Annotated in this window: 24 protein-coding genes and 1 tRNA gene; 15 read left to right on the top strand and 10 right to left on the bottom strand. The window is 41.1% G+C overall.

Annotated features, from left to right (window positions below):
- Positions 1 to 162: 162 nt before the first annotated feature.
- The 4 genes from V7K46_RS05520 to V7K46_RS05505 all read right to left on the bottom strand — a co-directional run bounded on the left by V7K46_RS05520 (position 163) and on the right by V7K46_RS05505 (position 1,837).
- Positions 163 to 606 carry a type II toxin-antitoxin system VapC family toxin gene (locus tag V7K46_RS05520; protein WP_335111608.1) on the bottom strand — a complete coding sequence of 148 codons (444 nt, stop codon included), beginning with the start codon at positions 604 to 606 and terminating at the stop codon, positions 163 to 165.
- Positions 594 to 833, bottom strand: coding sequence for a hypothetical protein (locus V7K46_RS05515; protein ID WP_335111607.1), 240 nt, complete (start codon positions 831 to 833; stop codon positions 594 to 596). Before V7K46_RS05515 ends, V7K46_RS05520 begins: the two co-directional genes overlap by 13 nt.
- Positions 834 to 924: 91 nt before the next feature.
- A complete protein-coding gene (locus tag V7K46_RS05510; RefSeq protein ID WP_335111606.1) occupies positions 925 to 1,089 on the bottom strand; it encodes a hypothetical protein in 165 nt (54 codons plus the stop codon).
- 205 nt (positions 1,090 to 1,294) lie between these two features.
- Positions 1,295 to 1,837, bottom strand: coding sequence for a hypothetical protein (locus V7K46_RS05505; RefSeq protein ID WP_335111605.1), 543 nt, complete (start codon positions 1,835 to 1,837; stop codon positions 1,295 to 1,297).
- A gap of 297 nt (positions 1,838 to 2,134) precedes the next feature.
- On the opposite strand from V7K46_RS05505, the gene V7K46_RS05500 reads away from it, so the two are divergent.
- Positions 2,135 to 3,775: a metallophosphoesterase family protein gene (locus V7K46_RS05500; protein WP_335111604.1), complete on the top strand. Its 1,641-nt coding sequence runs from the start codon at positions 2,135 to 2,137 to the stop codon at positions 3,773 to 3,775.
- 169 nt (positions 3,776 to 3,944) lie between these two features.
- On the opposite strand, the gene V7K46_RS05495 is transcribed toward V7K46_RS05500, so the two are convergent.
- Positions 3,945 to 4,877 carry a serine hydrolase gene (locus V7K46_RS05495; protein ID WP_335111603.1) on the bottom strand — a complete coding sequence of 311 codons (933 nt, stop codon included), beginning with the start codon at positions 4,875 to 4,877 and terminating at the stop codon, positions 3,945 to 3,947.
- A 9-nt stretch (positions 4,878 to 4,886) separates the two neighbouring features.
- Here V7K46_RS05495 and V7K46_RS05490 point away from each other — a divergent pair, with 9 nt between their 5' ends.
- The 3 genes from V7K46_RS05490 (at position 4,887) to V7K46_RS05480 (ending at position 8,371) form a co-directional block, all read left to right on the top strand.
- A complete protein-coding gene (locus tag V7K46_RS05490; protein ID WP_335111602.1) occupies positions 4,887 to 5,591 on the top strand; it encodes a C40 family peptidase in 705 nt (234 codons plus the stop codon).
- Positions 5,592 to 5,605: 14 nt separating this feature from the next.
- Positions 5,606 to 6,619, top strand: a complete 1,014-nt coding sequence (locus V7K46_RS05485; protein ID WP_335111601.1) for a glycosyltransferase family 2 protein — start codon at positions 5,606 to 5,608, stop codon at positions 6,617 to 6,619.
- A gap of 477 nt (positions 6,620 to 7,096) precedes the next feature.
- Entirely contained in the window at positions 7,097 to 8,371 is a 1,275-nt protein-coding gene (locus tag V7K46_RS05480; RefSeq protein WP_335111600.1) for an MFS transporter, read from the top strand.
- Positions 8,372 to 8,408: 37 nt separating this feature from the next.
- On the opposite strand, the gene V7K46_RS05475 is transcribed toward V7K46_RS05480, so the two are convergent.
- A tRNA-Arg gene (locus V7K46_RS05475) sits at positions 8,409 to 8,482 on the bottom strand.
- Positions 8,483 to 8,516: 34 nt separating this feature from the next.
- Between V7K46_RS05475 and moaC the strand changes: the two genes are divergently transcribed.
- From moaC to V7K46_RS05455, 4 genes are all read left to right on the top strand, one after another.
- Positions 8,517 to 9,026 (top strand): cyclic pyranopterin monophosphate synthase MoaC, encoded by a 510-nt coding sequence (gene moaC / locus V7K46_RS05470; RefSeq protein ID WP_442939804.1) that lies wholly within the window; start codon positions 8,517 to 8,519, stop codon positions 9,024 to 9,026.
- A gap of 164 nt (positions 9,027 to 9,190) precedes the next feature.
- Positions 9,191 to 9,445, top strand: a complete 255-nt coding sequence (locus V7K46_RS05465; RefSeq protein ID WP_273767384.1) for a hypothetical protein — start codon at positions 9,191 to 9,193, stop codon at positions 9,443 to 9,445.
- A 119-nt stretch (positions 9,446 to 9,564) separates the two neighbouring features.
- Positions 9,565 to 9,873, top strand: coding sequence for a DUF3181 family protein (locus V7K46_RS05460; RefSeq protein WP_273767386.1), 309 nt, complete (start codon positions 9,565 to 9,567; stop codon positions 9,871 to 9,873).
- A gap of 287 nt (positions 9,874 to 10,160) precedes the next feature.
- Positions 10,161 to 10,376, top strand: coding sequence for an acetyltransferase (locus V7K46_RS05455; protein WP_334724935.1), 216 nt, complete (start codon positions 10,161 to 10,163; stop codon positions 10,374 to 10,376).
- A gap of 129 nt (positions 10,377 to 10,505) precedes the next feature.
- On the opposite strand, the gene V7K46_RS05450 is transcribed toward V7K46_RS05455, so the two are convergent.
- The 3 genes from V7K46_RS05450 to V7K46_RS05440 all read right to left on the bottom strand — a co-directional run bounded on the left by V7K46_RS05450 (position 10,506) and on the right by V7K46_RS05440 (position 12,981).
- Positions 10,506 to 10,985: an ABA4-like family protein gene (locus V7K46_RS05450; protein WP_335111599.1), complete on the bottom strand. Its 480-nt coding sequence runs from the start codon at positions 10,983 to 10,985 to the stop codon at positions 10,506 to 10,508.
- Positions 10,986 to 11,033: 48 nt separating this feature from the next.
- Entirely contained in the window at positions 11,034 to 12,074 is a 1,041-nt protein-coding gene (gene cobW / locus V7K46_RS05445; protein WP_335111598.1) for a cobalamin biosynthesis protein CobW, read from the bottom strand.
- A gap of 190 nt (positions 12,075 to 12,264) precedes the next feature.
- Positions 12,265 to 12,981, bottom strand: a complete 717-nt coding sequence (locus V7K46_RS05440; protein ID WP_335111597.1) for a biliverdin-producing heme oxygenase — start codon at positions 12,979 to 12,981, stop codon at positions 12,265 to 12,267.
- Positions 12,982 to 13,629: 648 nt separating this feature from the next.
- On the opposite strand from V7K46_RS05440, the gene glmM reads away from it, so the two are divergent.
- The 7 genes from glmM (at position 13,630) to hpsP (ending at position 22,618) form a co-directional block, all read left to right on the top strand.
- Complete coding sequence (gene glmM / locus V7K46_RS05435) at positions 13,630 to 15,099, top strand: phosphoglucosamine mutase (RefSeq protein WP_335111596.1); 1,470 nt, start codon at positions 13,630 to 13,632, stop codon at positions 15,097 to 15,099.
- Positions 15,100 to 15,505: 406 nt separating this feature from the next.
- Entirely contained in the window at positions 15,506 to 16,246 is a 741-nt protein-coding gene (locus V7K46_RS05430; RefSeq protein WP_335111595.1) for a glycosyltransferase family 2 protein, read from the top strand.
- 66 nt (positions 16,247 to 16,312) lie between these two features.
- Positions 16,313 to 17,959 (top strand): hormogonium polysaccharide biosynthesis protein HpsL, encoded by a 1,647-nt coding sequence (gene hpsL / locus V7K46_RS05425; RefSeq protein WP_335111594.1) that lies wholly within the window; start codon positions 16,313 to 16,315, stop codon positions 17,957 to 17,959.
- Positions 17,960 to 17,970: 11 nt separating this feature from the next.
- Complete coding sequence (locus V7K46_RS05420; protein ID WP_335111593.1) at positions 17,971 to 19,131, top strand: glycosyltransferase family 4 protein; 1,161 nt, start codon at positions 17,971 to 17,973, stop codon at positions 19,129 to 19,131.
- Between the two features lie 47 nt (positions 19,132 to 19,178).
- On the top strand, positions 19,179 to 20,159 hold the full coding sequence (gene hpsN, locus V7K46_RS05415) for a hormogonium polysaccharide biosynthesis glycosyltransferase HpsN (RefSeq protein ID WP_335111592.1): 981 nt from the start codon (positions 19,179 to 19,181) through the stop codon (positions 20,157 to 20,159).
- Between the two features lie 69 nt (positions 20,160 to 20,228).
- Positions 20,229 to 21,425, top strand: coding sequence for a hormogonium polysaccharide biosynthesis glycosyltransferase HpsO (hpsO, locus tag V7K46_RS05410; RefSeq protein WP_335111591.1), 1,197 nt, complete (start codon positions 20,229 to 20,231; stop codon positions 21,423 to 21,425).
- A 14-nt stretch (positions 21,426 to 21,439) separates the two neighbouring features.
- A complete protein-coding gene (hpsP, locus tag V7K46_RS05405) occupies positions 21,440 to 22,618 on the top strand; it encodes a hormogonium polysaccharide biosynthesis glycosyltransferase HpsP (protein WP_335111590.1) in 1,179 nt (392 codons plus the stop codon).
- On the opposite strand, the gene V7K46_RS05400 is transcribed toward hpsP, so the two are convergent.
- Entirely contained in the window at positions 22,615 to 22,845 is a 231-nt protein-coding gene (locus V7K46_RS05400) for a hypothetical protein (RefSeq protein ID WP_335111589.1), read from the bottom strand. The genes hpsP and V7K46_RS05400 overlap by 4 nt on opposite strands.
- Positions 22,846 to 22,986: the final 141 nt, after the last annotated feature.

Genomic DNA, 22,986 nt, shown 5'->3' with positions numbered 1-22,986 from the left:
GAATTCGTAAACAACTCATTCAATTTGACTGTCTTCGAGATGCCATAGAAAATATTCTTCGCACAGCGTCCTAACCGTCTTGGCGATTGCTATATCTAGAATCTTTGAAAAAATAATTGTCCTAAGGTGCATGAAATTTATTTAACGCAGCATATCCAGAGTTCAAGATGCTAAAACTTCGCTGAGGATAATAACTGGTAAACCGGGGACATTGCGAAAGCCTTTATCGTTGGTTATAAACTGGTTGCTATTAACAGACAAGGCTGTAGCTGCATGAATAGCATCAGGTGTTTTTAAGTTTGTTGTAGCGCGAAGGTTAGCAGCTTGTCGCAGTATAAATTGACTGATAGGAACTAGTTGCATATTTTCTGACAACAGCAGTTCTTCGTATGCATTGAGCAAAAAGGTATCATTGTTTTTCAAAGGAGTAACTAAAGTCTCCATCAATATAAGTTCACTGCTGACAACTTCAATTTCTCCTATCTGAAATTTTAACCATAGGGGTCGCAGTAGTAAATAGTAATTGGGGTTCCACTCAACACTGTAAATTACGATTGATGTATCTATATAGATGACGCCACAAGAAGGGAGTATTAACTGTCCCATGAATCCCGTTCCTTTTGCAGCTGTCTATCTATTTCTTCAGCACTTTTTGGTGTGCGTTTAGCGTGAACTTCTTCTATAATTTCTATTGCAGAACGCCGTTTTACTTTAGGCTTTTCTGGCAAAATAACAAATACATCAACGGTGTCACCAATCTCGGATTCTGGAAGTTCTATTTCTATTTTGTTTCCTGGTAAAACTTTAGTTGTGATGCGTAAAGCTGCTTGCATGATTTTTTCAACCTTATATAGTTAGGATATTTTCGTAAATATCTGCCATTGTTAGGGTTAACCCTATTGAGTTTAATTTTAGTCTATTGTCCTACAAGCCATACAGGGCAGCGACTCGCTCATCTATTTCTTTCTCCCATATTTCACAGTTAATGCCTTTTGCGTCTAGGCATTTTTTGACTAGTTGAGATATGGCTTCTCGCTCTCTAGTCGAAGCGTTGGGAATGGGAATTTGTTCAACATAAAATGATTTCAATCGAATGCGTCCACCTTTATCAGCATTCCCAAGTACTGCACACTTTTCTGCTATATAAGACCAGACTACTTTATGAAAGGTGGAGAAGTCTACAGATGAAGCGTAATACTGAAACTGTAGCGCTTCTGGGTTGAGTCCAATACAGACCTAATCCCCAGCCCCTTCCCTTGTAGGGAAGGGGAGTAAATTCAAAGCCTCTCTCCTTTTAGGCTACGGTGTACACACAAGTCGGAAAAACTTCATCCACCAAAGATTTGCGGTTCAGCAGCGCTCTTGGTAGGGAAACCCTGTGCAGGCGACTGCTGTTAGCGCAGCGTAAAGCCTGCGGCATGGCAACTCTTAGAGACGCTGTTCGCGTTCGCTTAGAGCGACGCAGGAGCGTCACCTGTACCCTTCGGGATATTGCTACGCGTAGCGTCTCCTGTCTTGAGAAGGGTGCGTTACGCTGGCGTGACAAAGCTAAATTGTTGGAATCATGGCGATGCTTGCGGTTCTTGCTAGCCAACTCATTTGTTATTTCGGCGAACGCATTTGTTATTTCGGCGAACGCATTTGTTATTTCGGCGAACTCATTTGTTATTTCGGCGAACTCATTTGTTATTTCGGCGAACTCATTTGTTATTTCGGCGAACGCATTTGTTATTTCGGCGAACTCATTTGTTATTTCGGCGAACGCATTTGTTATTTCGGCGAACGCATTTGTTATTTCGGCGAACGCATTTGTTATTTCGGCGTCTCCATAACGCACCCTACGAAACAACTAGAATTGAAACCTATGCTAGTCATACTTGTGTGTACACCGTAGCCTTTTAGGAGAGAGGTCAAAGTGTATTGCATACAGACGAAAAGCCCTATGGAGGATAAGTTTTAAACCCTGTTCGCAAAAAAGGCTAATAATAAGATTGCGTTCAGTCGGTGAATACCCTAAAAATTTGGTATGTTACTCATGCTCAGACGCTTAAGTAGCCGTAAAATCTCCTTAGTGGCTATGCTTGCCCTTGTTATATGCTTTATGGTAAGTGTGCGTTTATTTGGGCAAACAATTATGACATCAGCACCCCAACTGCTCACCGACCCATTTTTGCAACTGCCAACTGAAACCTCAGTGCGAGTAGTTTGGTTTACGGAGTTTGCTGGTGTGAATCACACAGTAACCTACGGGGAAAATCTCAAACAAACTGCTAAGGCAAATACTACCAAACTTAGTCGCACGCGTGAAGACCAAGAGTCAAGAGTTGCAAACCAAACCAAAAATAACCAAGTTTATCAAAAACCCGTCCAGCGCGACATTTGGCGACATGAAGCTGAAGTGACTGGATTAACTCCTGGTGTGCGGCTAAACTATCGTGTTACCAGTGGGGGAGAAGACGGCGAGAGTGTTAGCAGTGATGTTTTTAGCCTCGCAGCTACTCCAAAACCGAATACACCATTAAAAATTCTACTCACCTCTGACCATCAGTTAAAGCCGATGACATCTGCAAATCTGCAAAAGGTGGTAGAAACAATTGGACGAGTCGATGGGGTATGGTTTGCTGGTGATTTGGTCAACGTTAGCGATCGCGCCTCAGAATGGTTTGATAATAATAGTGGTGGTGCATTGTTTCCCGGTTTACAAGGTCGTGCTAAATATGAAATGACGCACGACGGTGTTAAGACAACCTATACTGGTGGACAAATAATTCAAAATGCACCTATGTTTACTTGCGTTGGTAATCATGAGGTGATGGGGCGATTTGCCAGGATAGGAAGTTTAGATGGTGAATTTGATGATACAATTCCCCGTGTCCTTGCTCAAAAAATCTACCAGGACAAATCTTTAATAGATAATTCTTTTAATACTAATACCTACGAAGAGATTTTCTCTTTACCAAAAAGTAAAGAGGGTGGAAAAAGGTATTATGCAGTCAGTTTTGGTGATGTGCGTTTGGTGGTACTGTACGCTACGAATATGTGGCGCCCTCCCAGCTTAGATGGAAAGCGTAAGGGTAGATATCAGGAAGCAGAAAAGGATTTAAATAATCCGGAAAATTGGGGTTATGGACAGTTGATTTATGAGCCAATTGCTAAAGGCAGCAAGCAGTACAATTGGTTAGAGGCAGAACTCGACAGCCCTGAGTTTAAACAAGCAAAATACAAAGTCGTGATGTTCCATCATCCGCCCCACACTCTGGGTGATAATATAGTTCCTGCTTATACAGATCCAATTCAAATAATTGAACGAGATGGTAATAATATCAAAGCAGTGCGTTACGAGTACCCGAAAGACGCAGATTATATTATCCGCGATGTTGTGCCTTTACTAGAAACAGCTAATGTGCAATTGGTATTCTATGGGCATTCCCATTTGTGGAACCGCTTTGTTAGTTCCAGTGGAATGCACTTTCTGGAAACATCTAATGTGGGCAATACTTACGGTGCTGCTTGGGGTGATAGAAAGCGAGAAGTACCAATTGGGTATCAAGAGGATTATGTTAAGGTTGGTGATCCCAATGGTTTAGAGCCGATAGTGCCAACAATTGCTCCCTTGCTGGGCGAAGATGGGAAGCCGATGCCTTATATTACGAGTAATGATATTACGGTTTTTAGTATCTTTGATACGGGGACGGGTACGATAAGTAGTTATCGTTTTGATACTCGCAAGCCTGATTCGCAGGTATTGAAGTTTGATGAATTTAAATTGAAATAGTATATATACACAGATGTGCATTGGTGTCAATTTAAGCCGAAACTTTTGAAAATCTCGTTTCCAGGTTACATTTTGAAATGCTATTCATTGGGCTGCTGCCGCTAATGAGGGAGGCAGAGCCTCTGAGTAGGCATTCCCAGTCGAAGACTGGGAACGAGGCAATTTGGAATTATAGACTAGCGATCGCATCGGCAACTAGTTTAGAAACAAAGGGCAAAATTGCCTGACTCTTAGCCTGCGCTTTCCCTTCAGTAAATACCACTAAGAGGTAAGGGCGCTGTTCTGGTATTTCAATATACGCGACATCATGGCGAACTTGACTTGTCCAACCTGCTTTTGACCAAATTTGAGCATTTTCAGTCAGTCCACCACCTAAGAAACCTGTTACCTGATTTTCCTCGGTGTCAGTGGGTAAATCGTTGAGAGTCCGTTTGAGCAAAGCCATCATTGCTTGCGATCGCCCACTTGAAACTGCCACCCCGCCTACAATACTATGCAGTAACCTGGCGATCGCATTTGTTGTTACCATATTGCGATTTTCCAGTAACTCTCCCACAAACGCCCGTTCCCGTCCATAAGGGCCATCACCCCAAGTTTTTTGACAGACGTTAATCGTTTCCATTTCTTCCCAACCCAAGGATTGGTAATAGCGGTTAACAATATTACGCTGATATTTCCAGGTTTCAAAGGGCCCAGTTGGTAAATGTGGGCCTGAGGTGGTGCCACTCAAAATATCCACAATCAAGCTGGTAGCATCATTACTAGAATCTACAATCATATCCTGCAAGGCTCGCTCCAACTCCTTGGAGGTTTGACTCATGCCTTTTTCTAACCATTCGTTTACCGTCACCAGATAAAATAGCTTGACTACACTGGCGGGATAAATCCGCTCAACACCGCGATAAGTGAAACCACGAACTGGGTGATCCCAAAAAGCTTTGGGAGTCAGAGCGCCACCAGTATTTACTAGCACTGGTGGATCGTAAACAACCCAAGTTAACGCAATTTGGTTACGGGCTAAAGTCCCAAATGCTGCCCAAGTTGCATCTAAAATGCCTAACCCAAGATTTTCGAGTTGTTCGTCTTTATTAAAAAAAATCATTCTCGAATAATGTCCTTTAATCTAAAATCCAAAATCCCAAATCCAAAATCAGGGGAGTATCAGTGTCTAGCTAACCTGAACTTATATGATTCTCCTGAATGTACACGCTTGGCAACTCAAGCCGCATCTGGGCGACATTTATGGGTAACATCAAATCATCAAAATTCAGCGGTTGAGCTGTATTTGTGTGAAGATGACTATCCGGGATGGGTATCCCTTTCAGATTTTGATTCATTACAATCTGCTACTGTACCTTATCAGGCTGCAACATTTTCTGAATCTGAAATTAAAAAACTCCTAGCAAAGGTGATCACCTTTACCCAAAAAGCGATGCAACAATCCAATTATTACCTTTGGGGTGGTACAGTAGCACCAAATTATGACTGTTCTGGGTTGATCCAGGCGGCGTTTGCTTCGGTGAGTATTTGGTTACCCAGAGATGCTTATCAACAGGAAGGATTCACTCAACCAATTACTATTGCAGAATTAGCAGCCGGGGATCTAATATTTTTTGGAACTAGCCAAAAAGCAACCCATGTCGGACTTTATTTAGCGGATGGTTATTACATCCATAGTTCTGGGAAAGAGCAGGGACGGGATGGGATTGGGATTGATGTTCTCTCGGAACAGGGAAATGGGGTTAGTCAGTCGTACTATCAGCAGCTGCGAGGTGCTGGTAGAGTTATCAAGAGTTACGAACCACAGAGACGCTGAGGGCGCACAGGAATATGAGGAGTGGGTTGGTTTCCGAAAGGACTAGTGAGGAAAATGGGGCGATTTCCGTAATTGTCCCAGATGTTTCAGTGGTGGTGCCGATACATGACGAGGTGGAAAGTTTGCCGCTTTTACTAGAAGCGATCGCATCTACTTTATCCTCTAGTCAGATAAATTATGAGATAATTTGTGTGGATGATGGTTCTACAGATGGTTCCGGGGAATTTCTCAAACAACAGGCGCAAATCCGCACTGATTTAAAAGCGGTGATTTTGCGTCGCAACTACGGACAAACTGCGGCTATGGCTGCTGGGTTTTATTATGCTGTAGGTAAAGCGATCGTCACTTTAGATGCTGACCTCCAGAATGACCCAGCTGATATCCCGATGTTATTAGCAAAGCTGGCCGAAGGTTACGATTTGGTGAGTGGTTGGCGACAAAAACGCCAAGATGGTGCTGTAAATCGGTTACTTCCTTCCAAAATTGCCAATTGGCTAATTCGTCGCACCACTAGCGTGAATATTCATGACTATGGCTGTTCACTGAAAGCCTATCGGGCAGAACTGTTAGCAGATATGAATCTCTACGGGGAACTACACCGATTTTTACCTGCCCTGGCATACATTGAAGGAGCTAGAATTACTGAAATACCAGTGCGTCATCACGCCCGTCGCTTTGGTCAGAGTAAATATGGGATTTGGCGGACATTCCGGGTGTTGATGGATTTGTTAACCATTCTGTTTATGAAAAGATTCCTTACCCGCCCAATGCACGTTTTTGGGCTATTGGGCTTGATTTCAATGGTTTCGGGGACAGGGATCGGAATTCACTTGACGTTCGTCAAATTTGCTTTCCATGAGGACATTGGCAATCGCCCTCTGCTGATTTTGGCAGTTCTCATGTTAGTAACTGGAGTGCAGTTATTTTGCTTCGGTCTTTTGGCAGAATTGCTCATGCGTACTTACCATGAATCCCAAGGACGGCCTATCTATCGTGTGCGAGAGGTGGTAGCAAAAAATATTGACTAAGGTAACAATAGTTATGGAGGAATGGCATTAAGAAAAGCCGAAAGGCTTGTGTAACCTTGTTCCCAGTCTTCAGACTGGGAACGAGTTCCAAGAGGCTCTGCCTCTAGTCAAGAAAGAGGAGGCGGAGCCTCCCAAAAAGTTTCCCAGCCTCCAGACTCTTAACGAGGCAAAACAAGACTTTGGACTTATCTTAGTGCCATTGAGTTATGGGGCATTGGGCATGAGTAAACAGTCAAGAGTAAATATTGGTTTACTTTTGACTCCTAACTCCTAATACCATTTCTTTGTGAGGCTGCGCCAAACCCTTTTAACTTCTTTCTTTCTTTGTGTCCTACCCTGCGGGAAGCCCCTTTGTGTCTATGCGTCCTTTGCGTCTACGTTTTTCTTTCTTACACTTAAATATGGTTTAGCGTATCTTCATACAGAATTGGTATAACTCCTAACGATTGACAAAAAATTCATTAAATTGCATCTACTTTGAAAACATTTAATATCTTTGATGCCGAACTACGGCGCAACCTGCTGATTTTATTTACAGCAGGTTTATTATTCTGGTCGAGCATATCTTCGCTCTTACCAACTCTACCGCTTTACATTGATGATGTAGGCGCAAGCAAACAAGAAATTGGGATTGTGATGGGCAGTTTCGCCATTGGGTTATTGCTATCTCGCCCGATGCTGGGACGATTAGCCGATAAAGATGGTCGAAAAATTGTCTTGTTGATTGGTACGATCGTAGCTGCGATCGCACCCTTTGGTTACTTGGCAACCCAATCAATTCCACTGTTGATCCTGGTGCGAATTTTTCATGGCATTAGCGTTGCCGCTTTTACCACTGGCTACAGTGCCTTAATCGCAGATTTAGCTCCATCCGAAACTCGTGGTGAAATCATTGGTTACATGACCTTAGCAACTCCCCTTGGTTTAGCAATTGGCCCTGCCTTGGGTGGGTATTTAGAAGCTACAAGTGGTTACGGGATATTATTTCTCTTCTGTGCCGAATTGGGTTTTGTCGCTCTCTTAGGAATTGTACAAGTCAGGAATCCGCCAGTGCAGACACAACAGCAAACAGAGGGAAACGATGTCTACGACGGGCTACGCCTACGCAACTTTTGGCAAATTTTGAGCAGTCCACGGGTAAAAGTTCCAACTATAGTTATGTTGCTGGTTGGTTTGTCTCTCGGTGCTGTACATACCTTTGTGTCGTTATTCCTCAAATCCACCGATGTGGACTTTAATGGCGGACTGTTTTTTACAGCTTCGGCAATTTCAAGTTTTAGTATCAGAGTGTTTGCTGGTAAGGCAAGCGATCGCTTCGGTCGTGGTTTGTTTATTACCTTTGGTATTTTTTGCTACGTTTTAGCCTTAATACTGCTGTGGCAGGCTCACAGCGTAATCTTTTTCTTACTGGCTGCGATCGCTGAAGGTGCTGGTGGTGGTACACTGATCTCCATGATGATCACGATGATGGCAGACCGCTCACTGCCGCAAGAACGGGGGCAAATTTTTGCTCTATGCATAGCTGGACTTGACCTGGGAATTGCGATCGCTGCTCCTCTTCTGGGTATCATCGCTGAACAGGTAGGCTACCGCGATATGTTTGGCTACGGTGCTGCGATCACTTCTGTTGCACTTGTCCTTTTCCTCACCCAGTCGAGCAAAAACTTATCCAACTCTCTGCGCTTTGCACTAGGTCTAGCTCCAGATGCTTACGCCTTGAACAACTTAAAAATTAGGAGTGAGGAACTTTAATTCCTCACTCCTAACTTTCAACTTTAATCTTTAAAAACGGGCGAGGAGGGATTCGAACCCCCGACACCGTGGTCCGTAGCCACGTGCTCTAGTCCACTGAGCTACACGCCCTCACCGACAATCTATATTAACACGTTCTAATCAAATGATGCAAGATAATTCTCCATCTAATTTTGCCAACTTAACCCATCTAGATCGCCAAGGACAGGCACAGATGGTGGATGTGTCTGACAAAGCACTTACCGTCCGCCAAGCAGTAGCCGCTGCCAATGTGCGGATGCTGCCTGCAACCTTCGCTGCCATTCAAGCCGGAAATGTGCCAAAAGGAGATGTGTTAGCAACTGCAAGATTGGCTGGGATTATGGCAGGCAAGCAAACAGCCACTTTAATTCCTTTGTGTCATCCGTTGCCTTTACAAAAAATCGCAGTCGAAATTATACCCGATCCGCAACTACCTGGTTATCAAATTCAAGCCACAGTCAAAACCAAAGCTGAAACTGGTGTAGAGATGGAAGCCTTAACTGCCGTTTCTGTGGCTGCCCTGACTTTATACGATATGGCAAAAGCTCTAGAAAAGTCGATTCAAATTGAATCGATTCGTTTAATCAGTAAGAGTGGCGGGAAATCAGGAGATTATTTCCTGCAAGAGCATTAGATAAGGGCGCATTTTACTTTGAAAAAAATCTGTAAGTATGCTGCCAATTGTTCTGCCCGTTGGCTTTTTTAATTAGATTATCACTGGTTATAGAGGTCTAATAGCAACCGCTGCCCCAAATACCTTAGAATGAGTAAGTGTATTTAAATCTGTAACAAATATTTATGCCTCCTCGTTGGCCTCGCGAACCCGATCGCAAAGACCCTGATTACCGCAAGATAGATGATCGGATGAATTTTGCCATCCATGTGGCGATCGCTGCTAGTATTAATTCTGGCTTGTGGTTTTTCCACATTTTGAAAGCCACTACCTGGGAGTGGCTGCCTGGGGTGACTTTAAGTTGGACAGGAATATTGTTAGTACATCTAATTTATATTGCTGCGATCGCTAACTACAGTGATCCATCTAAATCCATCTGAAGACGGACTACTGATGCTGGGGCGATTGTAACCTGTGGTAGTAGGATTAGCCTCTCAATTGAGCGATAATCAAAAAAAGCCTAAGATTTTGCGCTCTTTTTTAATGTAGGGTTATTTTTATGGCTAAGACTAACACCACAGAACTACTAGAAGCCCTAGCAGCTGAAATTGGCGAAAACGTCTACATAGACATTGCCAAATGGCACCTTTATTTATCTAATGCCAAACTGCATACCCTTGTAGCTGAACAGTTGTATCCCTTAATTACTTCTAATAATGTAAATGAAGACCAAGTTATAAAAGTCTTGAAATCAATTCCAGTAAAAATTGGTGGAGGGAAAAGCGAACTTCCTTTAATCGATTTACTACCACTGCAATCCCAGGTCACCTTAGTAGATATTTTAGAAAAATATCAACGCGAAATCTAATCGCTAAAATCAAGATTATTTTAATTAGATAATTTTATCGGTCAGCATTCCCTTATTCAATTTTCGATTGATATACTGAATTGGGGATTTGTTTGCTGTATCAATTTTATAAAAAAATAAAAACTACAGATACACATAGATAAATCTCGTGTAATTTATGTATGCATATCTGGTAAAATTTCCTTTAATAATTAAGGAATGTCAGTGTTCTAAATCAGTTGAGATTTGAGCAAGTTTATCTTGAGACTGGTTTTGAACTTTCATGCAAACTCATTGAGGCAATTTCTATGCTTTTACAAGTCAAAGATAGTGGAGAATTGGTAAAAATTCTTGAAATTCAGGAATTACTTGACCCTAATAGTGATGTTGTTCACGCAAAAGACCAAGAAGGTCAAGAAGAACAGCAACCTGAAACTTTTAAAAAAGAAAATCTCGTTTTCCCTTCAGGTGAGGTTTTACCACGCTGTTGGTTAGATGCCGACTATAGACATGACAACGCTTAATAATTTTAAAATCAGATAATTGGTAATAGCAGTAAACTGATTCCCTAATTATCAAGCCACAGATCCCTGACTTCTTTGAGAAGTCGGGGATCTGCTTTTTCATAAACAATTTATGATTACTATATATAATTATGTGCCAGATGATGCAGCTTTTTCTCCTACCGTCACCGCTTCATTCTGCTGAAACTTCGGGAAAAATGTCTTAGTAATCCAGCTAGTCAAGATGTGAGACAGTAATCCCAAAGGGCCAGCAAAGAAACACAGTGCAAGGGAGTGAATTGTCCAAATACCTGTTTTTTGCCCTTCCCAATAAATCCAGCGACCGACGAATAAATCCATCGCTAAAAAATGAATCCAACCCGTTGCAGCAGCTGTTTCATTTGCAAAAAATCGCGCAATATCAGCTAATTGGGGATTCGATAAAGCTTGGGCATTTTCTGGCGTAATGCTGTTGATAAACAAATACAAATATGCTCCAGCTAACAGCACAAAAGGCAGATATGATTCCATTATCCGTCGTGTCACTTTCCAATTTGGCAAGAGAATCATCAATGTCCAAAAAGGCAATACGAAAAGATTGGCAACGTTAAATAGTTGAGAAATAGTCATAGTTTTGTAAAGTCAGGATTGAGGATTTAAGTTAGGAGTTATAAGTACTTATAAAGCTACTAGCTGCGATTCGATTTCTGAGGATTTCAAATCACGACCGATGAAAACTAAGCGAGTTTGCCTGGACTCTTCTGGTTTCCAGGGGCGATCATAAAATTTATCAAATCGAGTTCCTACACCCTGCATCACTAGGCGCATGGATTTATTTGGCACTGCCACAAAGCCTTTAATCCGGTAAATTTCTTGTTGTTGTGCGAATGTTTGCAACAGCAGTTGCAGCTTTTCTGGGTCAAAGGTACGATCCAAAATTAAATTAGCTGAGGTAATTTCTTCGTCATGATTGTGGTCTTCTTCGGTATCGTGATGACTGGGACGAGAATCTAAGTTGTCTTCGACTGCGGCTTGAAATCCTAATAATATAGATGCATCAAGTTGAGAACGATCGCTCTCGACAATCTTCACCACTCTGGGCAACTCTTGTTTAATCAATTCTTCAACTCTAGCTTTTGTCTCGGCATCTACCAAGTCAATTTTATTTAACACCACCAAGTCTGCACAAGCAAGTTGGTCTTCAAACAGTTCTTGCAAAGGTGTTTCGTGTTCTAGACTATCATCTGCTTGCCGCTGGGCTGCGATCGCCTCTGGATCACTGGCAAATGTCCCTGCTGCTACCGCCGCACAATCAACTACCGTAATCACGGCATCCACAGTGGCCGCATTCCGAATTTCCTGCCAGCGAAAAGCCTTCATCAGCGGTTTTGGTAAGGCTAAACCAGAGGTTTCAATCAAAATGCAGTCGATGCTATCTCGCCGCTTGATTAACTCTTGCATCGTCGGATAAAACTCTTCCTGCACAGTGCAGCATAAGCAGCCGTTGGTTAATTCAAAGATATTACTGTCGCCCTCAGCATCTTCCGGGCAAATTTGACAGGATTTTAACAATTCGCCATCAATTCCGAGTTCGCCAAATTCATTGACTAAAACCGCAATGCGGCGTCCTTGATTGTTTTGTAGCAGGTGGCGAATTAGGCTGGTTTTTCCACTACCCAAGAAGCCTGTGATCACTGTGACAGGAATTTTTGTTGCCATTATTTAATCAATTGTGCCTGTTTATATCTTCCCTGATCGCTGACTAGATTAGGAATCAGAGTTTATATATTCTGTAGATAGAATTAGCTAACAAACAGCAGTAGGGGCAACGTCTCCGCGATCGCCTGATTTTATTCAGGTGAACCCAGAGAGGTTACCCCTAGATTTACAAAATTTTACTTAATAAAATTTACTTAGCGGTGACGAGTTCAGTACTACCGCGTGTACGACGCCGTGTGAGACTATTGTACAGCATCACACCGATCGCCTTGATCAAATTGCCTTCCAATTCTTGAAACATATTCATGTTCGTGCCAAAAGCGGCGTTAGCTTCATCAACGATGCGATCGGTTGTAGCATCATCAAGGGGTAATTCGTCCAAAGTTTGACGATATTTCGCTTTGAATGCCTTCTCATCAGGAATCTCTGGAAACTCATAAAAGGCTGTTCCTTGCCCATCAGACAAATTCATCGCCGTTACAGCAATATTTTTGAGAATTTGTCCCCCAGATAAGTCACCCAAGTAACGAGTATATGAATGAGCGATTAACAGTTCCGGTTCTGTGGCAGATATTTCTCGGATGCGCTTTACATAAGCTTCACCTGCGGGAGATAGTTTGATTTGCTCTCTCCAGTTAGCACCAAAGTAATAACCCAGGTCTTGCTCTAGAGTATACTTGCGGTTTAGCTGGGGAAAGTTAATTTTAGAAAGAATTGGGTGCTGGCTATGCTTTTCCATTTCCTCTTCCATCGCTGAGTAGACGAAGTAGAAGTTAGCAACTAGTTTTCGGTAAGAGTTTTTCTCGACTACTCCTCTTAAAAAGCACTTGACAAAACCTACATTTTCTGCCATTGTGTGGGCTTTTTTAGTGCCTACACGTAATTTGGTTGCTAAATTGCTGCTCATGCTAAAATTCTCAACTTTAAAAAGTTAACTGCCGGAGTTTTAATTCACTAACGGCTAAAAAAGCCATTAAAAGGTTACCTTAAAACTATTTGATGAGAATTTATATTAAAATTTTTTAAGCCCCCATCGTTTTGTAGTTTTTTACACAGCAACAACGCTAATACCAATTACCCGTGAGGTTGCTCCTAAACTGGGGGATTTTGCCCCAAGTCTGACCAAGCTTGATTTTGTACAGTTTCACTAACAAGGGGATATAACTTTACATTCCGGCGTTTTAATTTTTTGTTATTAGCTAAATTTCGCTTTCATTCTCAGCTTTCCTGAAAAACACTTGTGATGAAATAATGGTAATATTTATTACAATTTGTTTTAGCGATTAGGATTGAAAAGTGTGAATTAATACAAACAACAATTAAGACTAAAGTTGAGGACATAAAAGGAATAGTCAGCTAGAATGTGGAAACTTTACTAAAAACGGAAAACCAATACTGACTTTGTAAAAGATTTTCAATCAAAATTACTTACGTATTTTTACGTAGTTTGTTTTTGATTTAGAATGAATTTCTAAAGATAATAAAGCATGTCAAAATTGCTGAATAAAGTCTTAAGTGCTATTTTTCAGTGTGATTGTGTGGAGTATTTAAACATATGGTTTCATCTATAACTCGGACACCAGGCATTCCTGGGGATTCTACTTCCGAAGCTGAGGAATTAGACAAAGGGATTGAGAGCAGTTTTGCATTGAATTTAATCCCATTACCAGCAAATCCCTTATTTGGCACAGATGGTATTCGCGGAAGAGTCGGAGAATTACTAAGTGCGCCCTTAGCATTACAAGTTGGTTTTTGGACGGGTATTGTTTTACGTAACAATGCTACTCAAATAGGGCCAATCATTCTCGGACAGGACTCTAGAAACTCCAGCGATATGCTGGCAATGGCTTTGAGTGCAGGTTTAACAGCAGCGGGGTTAGAGGTTTGGTATTTGGGATTATGTCCCACTCCTTGCGTTGCCTATCTTACCAGCATCAGTGATGCCATCGGCGGAGTGATGATTTCTGCCAGCCACAATCCCCCAGAGGACAATGGTATTAAAGTTTTTGGTGCGGATGGTGGGAAGTTACCTCAAATATTGCAGGCAGAAATTGAAGCGGGACTGCGTGGCAAGATATCACCTATTGCTATCAGTAATTACGGACGGCATTACTCACGTTTGGAGTTAGTGGGGCATTATAGCGAGGCGTTGAAAAAACCCTTAAACAGTGCCCTAAATCTTCAGGGAATGAAGATTGTCTTAGACTTGGCGTGGGGAGCAGCAGTAGGATTAGCACCATCAGTATTTACAGAAATGGGGGCAGAGGTGATCTGCTTGCATAACGAAGCAGATGGCGATCGCATTAATGTTAACTGCGGTTCTACTCACCTAGATATTCTTGCAGCAACAGTACAAGAACACAACGCTGACATCGGCTTTGCCTTTGATGGCGACGCCGATCGCGTCTTAGCAGTAGACAATACCGGAAGGCAAGTTAACGGCGATTACATTCTCTACCTATGGGGAAGCCAATTACAACAAAACCAACAACTGCCAGATAACCTGATTGTATCTACAGTCATGGCTAATTTAGGTTTTGAGAAAGCTTGGCAACAAATTGGTGGTAAGCTGATTCGCACCGCAGTCGGCGACCAATATGTACAAGCAGAAATGCTGCGGACAGGGGGAATGTTAGGCGGCGAACAATCAGGTCATATTCTTTGCCGTCATTATGCCGTGACTGGAGATGGCTTGTTAACAGCCTTGCATGTAGCAGCTTTGGTGAAACAGGCGGATATTTCCCTAGCAGAATTAGTAGATCAAAGCTTCCAGACTTATCCGCAACTGTTGCGGAACGTGCGAGTCGTAGATCGTGATCGCCGTTTAGGATGGCAAGATTGCCAACCTGTACAACAAGCGATCGCTCTTGCTGAAGCTGCAATGGGTGATTCCGGCAGAATTTTGGTTCGCGCCTCTGGCACAGAACCAGTGATCAGGGTTATGGTAGAAGCAGCCAATGCCGACCTTGCCAACCACTGGACAAATGAATTAGTTTGGCAAGTCCAGCAACACATAGCCGTCTAAGTTACTCCCTTCACCGTCTAAGATTACCTATCTACTTTTCTTCTTCCTTCTCTTCTCTACCAGAGGTGCAAGGAAAGGGTCTTCACGGTTCGTTATATTGGGTATTCTTAGTGGAGAAGGGAGTGGCTACTATCTCACCTTTCAAAAGTGCAACTTTTTCGTCGTCACAACTTTTGCAAATTAACCAGCCTTGGTCATCTGTAGAAGACGTAGTATTTGCACTTTTACGTATATTCTAAACCTCTTTTCTAACAAGGAAAGAGGTCTATGCATGTTCTTTGGTTATCTTCTATAGCAATCCGAATTGAAATGTGAGAAAATACGGAGATTAAAAGTACGTATTTATAGGCATCTTTGCGATTTTTTCTCTCACGAATGATTTAGGATTGCTATATAAGGTAATAAAATGCTTGTTTTTGTTATCCCACTTAAAAGTCCGCAAGTTTCCAATTCCTGGGAGCGTGTCACACAATCATTTGAAAGATGCATCAAATCAATTTGCAATCAAATCTCTCCTGATTTTCACGCTATTGTCGTTTGTCATGAACAGCCAAAAATAGAATTTAATCATCCTCAGATAACATACATTACAGTTGACTTTCCTCCTCCCAATGAAACAAACCCTATAGCTAGAGGAGACACAGATAAAGGGCGAAAAATCTTGAAGGGATTAATCTATGCTCGTCAATTTTCTCCAACTCACACGATGGCAGTTGATGCAGATGATTGCATCAGTAAAAACTTAGCCACATTTATTAAGCAACATCCTAACTCTAATGGATGGTTTGTCAATAAAGGTTATAAATATAAAGAAGCTAGTAAATATATATATATTAAAAGAAAAAATTTCTATTCAATGTGCGGCACATCCAATATTATCCGATATGACTTAAATTTCCTCCCAGAAAATGCAGAATATAATCGGGGTTATGGATACTACAAATATTATATAGACCACGGTAAAGTTAGAGGTGTATTAGAAAATAAAGAGAAACCTATTGAATCATTACCATTTCCTGGGGCAGTTTACATTGTGGAAACAGGGGAAAATCTTTTTTACGGTTCGATGAAGTTAAACTTCAATATTTTTGATCGAAAATCCTTAACTCAATCAGTTAAGGATGAATTCGGTTTGTACACGCTATAGCCATTGCAATCCATTTGTATGTAAGCTATAGATTGTTTTTTAAGGCTGATAGGCTACAGCGCCACTATGCCAAAATCCAAGTCAAAAAATAAAAAATCAAAAAAACAGGCTAAAAAAGAAACTCCTACTCTTAGCCTCAAAGAACAGTTAGCCCAAAAGCGCAAAGCAGCCCAAGCACGTAAAGAATTCACTAGCTTACTCACCACTGCCACTATTGGCGGTGTCTTCTTTGGCATTGTGCTTTTTTTTGTAGGTGGAATTAAAGCAGCAGTTCCTGGTGTTTTGGGGATACTCATCATCTCCCTTTCCTACAAATACCCGCGCCAAGCGCTATATGCCTTCATCATTTACGTACCTATTGGGGGTACTATCACTTACTACTTGGGCAATAGTCCCATACTCCAATTAGCTAAAGATGCTTTTTACGTTCCAGCGCTAATTGGACTTTGGCAAACTTGCCGTAAACAAGGGTTACCCATAATTATTCCCCAAGGCATTAAAACCCCACTTTATATTGTTTTGGGTTGCAGTCTGCTAACGCTGTTGTTCGTTAATGGTGGACAGCAGTTTAACCCACCTAGTGTGGGACTATTGGAAAAAGCGCCCAACGAAATACCCTTAGGCATGGGAATTCTGGGACTAAAAGTATTTTTAGGCTATGTCCCCCTGATTGGTTGTGCCTACTATCTAATTCGCGATAAGCGGGATTTTCTATTTTTATCGCGCCTCCAGATTGTCCTCATACTCATTTGCTGTGTGCTGGGATTTATTCAATACCTGTTACTACTAACTGGTGTATGTCAAGGCACTAGAGGTCTTGAAGGAAATGCCCTATTTGTCACATCACTAGAAGCCCGGTGTTATTTTGGTGGAGCGCTCTTATATAGTCCCGAAGAAGGGGTTATTCGCTTACCAGGGACATTTGTAGCTCCTTGGCAGTGGGCATGGTTCTTAATTTCCAGCACCTTTTTTACCTTTGCCACCGGCTTCACCGACCCTTCCCCAATATGGCGGCTAGTCGGTTTAGGTTCTTTAGTGACAGTCTTTATCAATGCTGTAATCTCTGGACAGAGAATTGCCTTAGCCTTAGTACCAATCTGCTTTGGGATTTTACTATTGCTTACTGGTCAAATTGCCAACCTTAAACGATTTATCCCTATAGGGATAGGACTTGCTTTAGTTTTGGGAATTGTGATGGTGACTAACCCTGCTGTCGTGCAAGAGAGAACCGAGAGTTTTACCGGTCGCTGGGACGCTTCGCCACCTCAAGATTTTATTGTCCAGCAATTTGAAGAGAATTGGAAAAACGTAGACGGCCCCTTGGGAAGTGGCTTAGGTCGAGCAACTAACTCTGCTCGTGTAATGGGTTCAACCAAACTTGTAGAAACCTACTATCCCAAAGTCCTTTATGAAGTTGGAATTCTTGGAGTACTAGCTTTTCTGGGTTTAGTAACAAGTTTAACAATTATTGGCTTTAAGACCTATCGCTCCATAAAAAACCGTAATTTCCGCAGTTACGGAGCAGCTTTGTGGGTGTTTATATTGTTTATTAGCTACAACACCTACTACTATCCTCTAGATGTTGATCCGGTTGCTGTCTATTATTGGTTTTTTGCCGGAGTTCTTTTTAAATTGCCAGAACTGGAGAAACAAGATCAAGAAGATGCCAACCCTCAGCAAAAAAACAAGAGAAAACGTCTAAAAACAATTTAAATGAAATAAAAATGGCAAAAGTTATCATAGCAGGTCAAAAACACCTCAGCATTCCAAACCTACCTCGAAATTCTCGGCATACACTCATTCGCCCCAAGCCTTTCCCCGCAGGCAGATATCCTATAGAAAAAATTTGGTATCCTTTAAGCAGCTTTATGGCTTGGCAACCTGTATGGGGAAGATACCAAGCAATTCATTCTTTCAACAGAATTTTATATACAAATAAACCTTGGTTTTTCACCTTTGAGGATCATCGTGTTTTATATAGAAATCCTCAAAATAAAAGTGAAGCTGCAATTTATGAATTATTAAATAATCGGTTAGCGTTAGACAATTGCCAAAAACTTATCGCTATTTCCGATTATGCCAAATTGAGATTAATTAAGCGGATAGAAGGTTGGAAGATAGAAGAAAAAGTAAGTAATAAATTAGATGTTATTCATCCAAACTTCCCAGTCAGAGTTAGCCAGCCCAAACTTTATCAGGAACAGCAAAATCTCCAGCTTGTATTTATCGGAAATCACATTGCCCGCAAAGGCGGAGTTGTTGCTTTAAGACTCGCCAAGAAAGCTGAAAAATTAGGTTTACCTATTACTGTACATATAATTTCAGATATGGGGCATGGTTCAGGAGTCCCGACTGATTTTCCCGATACCACGAAATATATAGAGGATTTAAATTTACTAAAGTTAAATAATGTTGTGTTTCATAACAATATTGCTAACGACAAAGTTATTGAGTTATTATCGCAAAGTCATTTTCAAATAATGGCGACATTACATGATACTTATGGTTATAGTATCATCGAAGGCTTTTCCGTTGCAACTCCTGCGATTACAACAAATGTATGTGCTTTACCAGAGTTTATTCGTAATGGCGAAAATGGCTATATTTTAGAATTACCAATTAATGAACTCAGGCACTGGAGCAATTGGTTGCACGGAGATAAAATCAAAACTAATGAATATTGGGAAATTTTAAACAGCACCTATGACTATTTGGCAGAGCAAGCATTGCAACAAATCATTCAATTTTTTGATAGAAGTGATAAACGAGAACATTACGAATTTTTAAGTGCAGGAGCATTAGCTCAAGCGCAAATTGTGCATAACTCCGAAAAGCAAAATGAGTTATTTGATAATCTTTATGCAGCAGTGTCAGAAGTATATTAATTTTTATAAGGTTATTATCAAAGTAAAAAAATCGCTTAATAAAAATTATGAATAATTATCCTTTAGTTACTGTAGTTATCCCGACCTATGGTCGAGAGGAAGCGCTACAGGATAGCATTGTAGATGTCCTGAAACAAGACTATCCAAATTTTGAGGTTTTAGTGGTAGACCAAACCCCAAAACACCAACCAGAAATTCAAGCCTACCTAGAAGAGATGGTGGGGGCAGGTAAAATTAAATGGTTGCGCTTAGATTGGGCGAGTTTGCCAGGGGCGCGAAATTACGCTGTGCGGCGGTCTTCTGGTGAAATAATATTATTTATTGATGATGATGTTCAGCTAACCCCAGAATTGTTAGCAGCCCATGCGAAAAATTATTTGCAAAATCCAGAAGTGGGGGCTGTGGCCGGACGGGTATTTGACAGAATGAAATTGGGTGATTCTGGAGGAGATTTACAGATTGAATATCTGCCTCCCGAAGCAATGGACCCAGGAATTGCTTGGTATCATATTGATTTAGTACATACTATCAAACCCCAACAAGTGCTAACAGCAAGGGGTTGCAATATGTCATTTCGCCGTGAAATTTTTACTAAGTACGGGCTGAGGTTTGATGAGAGGTTTGGCGGTAGTGCAGTGCGGGAAGAGTCAGATTTTTGTTTACGGGTGCGACAAACAGGATATAAGATTTGGTACGACCCAGAGGCCCATTTGGTGCATCTAGGCGAAGAAACAGGGGGTTGTCATGATATTAGTATGCGATCGCTCAAATATCAACTCACCTTTTATCACAACCATTTCCTACTAGGGCTGAAAAACCTTACTCCTATTCAAGCTTTACGCTTATACGGGCGTTTATTTGACTGTCACGTTCTGGGACGCCCACCTTGCCATAAAAGCGGTTCCCCCATCAAAATTGCCACTCGTGCTATTTTCTACACTTTAGGTTTTTTCAAAGCCTTGGGTACTGTTATCCAATCACTATGGAACGATGGTCAAATTTACAGTCGATTGGATGAACAAGTTTAGTTAGGAGTCAGGAGTTAATGAAAAACAAAGGACAACTGACAAAAAATAAATAAGAATTAATAAATATCAATGAAAATCTTAGTTGCTAGTCACACTTATATTGTAGACCTCAACTGTGAGAAATTACGCGCTTTATCTCAACTAGAACCTAACATTGAAGTGACAGTTATAGTCCCAAAGCGTTGGAAACCAGGTGGCGTGCAAAACAGAATTATTGAAACTGAATACCGAGATGAAGGCACATTTAGAATAGTTCCAGTTTCTAATCTTAGTCAAAATCATCAGGGACTCCTTACCTTTGGCACTGATTTAATATCTTTGTTAAAACAATTTCGTCCCCAAATCATCCAAGTGGAACAAGGGTCTAGAGGACTGGCTTATACTCAGATGATTGCCTTAAATAAGCTATTAGGATTCAAGGCAAAAAATGTATTTTTTACCTGGTGGAATTTACCCTATGAACTAAAATTACCAGTTGCTTTATTAGAAAAATATAACCTCAATCACAGCCACGGCATCATTTCTGGCAATCAGGATGGGGCAGAAGTTTTGCGACAACGGGGATATAAAGGAGCAATTAAAGTCATGCCGCAACTGGGTGTAGATGAAAGTCTATTTACTCCCAAAGCCCAACCAGAATTAGCAGCTAAGTTGAGCATTAACAAAGAGGATTTTGTAGTAGGTTTTGTGGGGCGATTTGTACAAGAAAAGGGTTTATTAACACTTTTACAAGCCTTAGTAAGTTTGAAAAATAAACCTTGGAAATTACTGCTGTTGGGACGCGGAGAGTTGCAAACTGAGTTAATCAAAATAGCGGCAAAAAATAATATTAAAGAACGGTTAATTTTGATAGAAAGTGTACCCCATGAGGAGGTTGCAAACTATATCAATTTAATGAGTACTTTAGTACTGCCTTCAGAAACAACTTACAAGTTTAAAACCTTAACTTCTGTTGGCTGGAAAGAACAATTTGGTCATGTGCTAATTGAAGCAATGGCTTGCCAAGTACCTGTGATTGGTTCCGATTCTGGTGAAATTCCCTATGTAATTGGTGATGCTGGTTTATTATTTCCTGAAGGTGATGCTCAAGCCCTTGCTAATTGCTTACTTCAATTAATGGATAAACCATATTTTGCTCACACTCTCGGTGAAATGGGTTATCAAAAAGTAATGATTAAATATACAAATAAAGCTTTAGCTAAACAGCAATTAGAGTTTTATCAAGAATTGGTTAATAGTCAAGAGTCGTTGGTTATTAGCAAATGACAAATGACAAAAAAATGAAAATATTACAAATCGTTCCCTCAATTTCTCTGATTTACGGCGGCCCCAGTCAAATGGTACTAGGATTAGCTCCAGCTTTGGTAAAAGAGGGAGTGGAAGTTACAGTTCTCACAACTGATAGTAATGGTGATAATGGTCAAACACCTTTGAATATTCCCTTAAATCGCCCAATTGATCAAGATGGCTATGAAATAATTTACTTTCGTTGCGCCCCATTTCGTCGCTACAAATTTTCCCTAGATTTATTAAACTGGCTAAAACGTCATGCTCATGAGTTTGAGATAGCACATATTCATGCTCTATTCTCTCCTATAAGTAGTGCTGCTGCTATTGTGTGTCGTCAGCAAAAGCTACCTTATATTTTCCGTCCTTTAGGTACTCTCGACCCGGCTGATTTACGGAAGAAAAAACAATTAAAACAGCTTTATGTTGCAATTATAGAACGTCAAAATTTAGCTGGTGCCGCAGCAATTCATTTTACCAGCGATCAAGAAGCTAAAATATCAGAACGATTTGGAGTATCTACGCCAGATTTGGTGATTCCCTTGGGTGTGATTCCTCCTCAATCTCCTCTTAAAAATGTATGTAGTCAGTTAGAAATACCAAAGGATGTGCCTTTAGTGCTGTTTATGTCACGAATTGACCCGAAAAAGGGATTAAATTTGTTGATTCCGGCGCTAGAAAAGCTATTAGCAGTTGGTTATAAGTTTCATTTTGTCTTAGCTGGGACAAATCCCCAAGATCCAGATTACGAACAAAAGATAATATCCCAAATTCAAAATTCACCGCTGCGATCGCACACTACAATTACTGGCTTTGTCACTGGTGAATTAAAAGTTAGTTTACTACAAGCTGCTGATTTATTCGTTTTGCCTTCCTACTACGAAAATTTTGGGATTGCTGTAGCCGAAGCGATGGTAGCAGGAACACCTGTGATAATTTCTGACCAAGTGCATATTTGTCAACAGGTGCGTAATAGCGAGTCGGGTTGGGTATGTGCAACAGATGTCCAAGCACTGGTAGAGTTACTGCAAGAAGCTTTGCAAAACCCCGCAGAATGCCAACGACGGGGATTAAATGCCCAAAAATATGCATTGGAAAATTTTAGCTGGGATGCGATCGCTAGGCAAACAATCCAAGCCTACCAGAAAATTCTGGCAAACAAATCAATTTAACCCAACGCAGACAATAGCAGTTTTTGCCAAATAGGCGCTAGAAGTGCTTTGACAACGATATCCGCAACCACAAAACCAATCCCAATTAACATATAAGTTTTAGGAAAGGGAGACTTAGGAACTTCGCCTCTAATCTGAGTTACTAGATTTAATCCTAATGCAGCTAAAGCCACTCCAGTTGCGATAAACCCGATTATCCGCAAAATTGACCAAGGATACCACCCCAAATTAGAGCTTGTCAGCTAATCCCTAGTTCCTAATCCCCAGTCCTTTTGACTAATCTTTACCTTCCCCATCTCTTATCCAAGAGTGGTGACAACCTAAAATTTTGTTTCAAACCGCTAAAGCCCGATTGGGGAATAGGGGTT

The sequence above is a fragment of the Nostoc sp. genome (genome assembly GCF_036917395.1).
GTDB lineage: Bacteria > Cyanobacteriota > Cyanobacteriia > Cyanobacteriales > Nostocaceae > Nostoc.
The sequence above is the reverse complement of the archived record's forward strand: the minus strand, read 5'-3'. Positions and strand labels throughout refer to the sequence as shown.

What these genes read in the sequence shown, in the direction of transcription:
- V7K46_RS05520 (WP_335111608.1), bottom strand. Translation starts at nt 606, where the DNA reads ATGGGACAGTTAATACTCCCTTCTTGTGGCGTCATCTATATAGATACA.
- V7K46_RS05515 (WP_335111607.1), bottom strand. Translation starts at nt 833, where the DNA reads ATGCAAGCAGCTTTACGCATCACAACTAAAGTTTTACCAGGAAACAAA.
- V7K46_RS05500 (WP_335111604.1), top strand. Translation starts at nt 2,135, where the DNA reads ATGACATCAGCACCCCAACTGCTCACCGACCCATTTTTGCAACTGCCA.
- V7K46_RS05495 (WP_335111603.1), bottom strand. Translation starts at nt 4,877, where the DNA reads ATGATTTTTTTTAATAAAGACGAACAACTCGAAAATCTTGGGTTAGGC.
- V7K46_RS05490 (WP_335111602.1), top strand. Translation starts at nt 4,887, where the DNA reads ATGTCCTTTAATCTAAAATCCAAAATCCCAAATCCAAAATCAGGGGAG.
- V7K46_RS05485 (WP_335111601.1), top strand. Translation starts at nt 5,606, where the DNA reads ATGAGGAGTGGGTTGGTTTCCGAAAGGACTAGTGAGGAAAATGGGGCG.
- moaC (WP_442939804.1), top strand. Translation starts at nt 8,517, where the DNA reads ATGATGCAAGATAATTCTCCATCTAATTTTGCCAACTTAACCCATCTA.
- V7K46_RS05465 (WP_273767384.1), top strand. Translation starts at nt 9,191, where the DNA reads ATGCCTCCTCGTTGGCCTCGCGAACCCGATCGCAAAGACCCTGATTAC.
- V7K46_RS05460 (WP_273767386.1), top strand. Translation starts at nt 9,565, where the DNA reads ATGGCTAAGACTAACACCACAGAACTACTAGAAGCCCTAGCAGCTGAA.
- V7K46_RS05455 (WP_334724935.1), top strand. Translation starts at nt 10,161, where the DNA reads ATGCTTTTACAAGTCAAAGATAGTGGAGAATTGGTAAAAATTCTTGAA.
- V7K46_RS05450 (WP_335111599.1), bottom strand. Translation starts at nt 10,985, where the DNA reads ATGACTATTTCTCAACTATTTAACGTTGCCAATCTTTTCGTATTGCCT.
- cobW (WP_335111598.1), bottom strand. Translation starts at nt 12,074, where the DNA reads ATGGCAACAAAAATTCCTGTCACAGTGATCACAGGCTTCTTGGGTAGT.
- V7K46_RS05440 (WP_335111597.1), bottom strand. Translation starts at nt 12,981, where the DNA reads ATGAGCAGCAATTTAGCAACCAAATTACGTGTAGGCACTAAAAAAGCC.
- glmM (WP_335111596.1), top strand. Translation starts at nt 13,630, where the DNA reads ATGGTTTCATCTATAACTCGGACACCAGGCATTCCTGGGGATTCTACT.
- V7K46_RS05430 (WP_335111595.1), top strand. Translation starts at nt 15,506, where the DNA reads ATGCTTGTTTTTGTTATCCCACTTAAAAGTCCGCAAGTTTCCAATTCC.
- hpsL (WP_335111594.1), top strand. Translation starts at nt 16,313, where the DNA reads ATGCCAAAATCCAAGTCAAAAAATAAAAAATCAAAAAAACAGGCTAAA.
- V7K46_RS05420 (WP_335111593.1), top strand. Translation starts at nt 17,971, where the DNA reads ATGGCAAAAGTTATCATAGCAGGTCAAAAACACCTCAGCATTCCAAAC.
- hpsN (WP_335111592.1), top strand. Translation starts at nt 19,179, where the DNA reads ATGAATAATTATCCTTTAGTTACTGTAGTTATCCCGACCTATGGTCGA.
- hpsO (WP_335111591.1), top strand. Translation starts at nt 20,229, where the DNA reads ATGAAAATCTTAGTTGCTAGTCACACTTATATTGTAGACCTCAACTGT.
- hpsP (WP_335111590.1), top strand. Translation starts at nt 21,440, where the DNA reads ATGAAAATATTACAAATCGTTCCCTCAATTTCTCTGATTTACGGCGGC.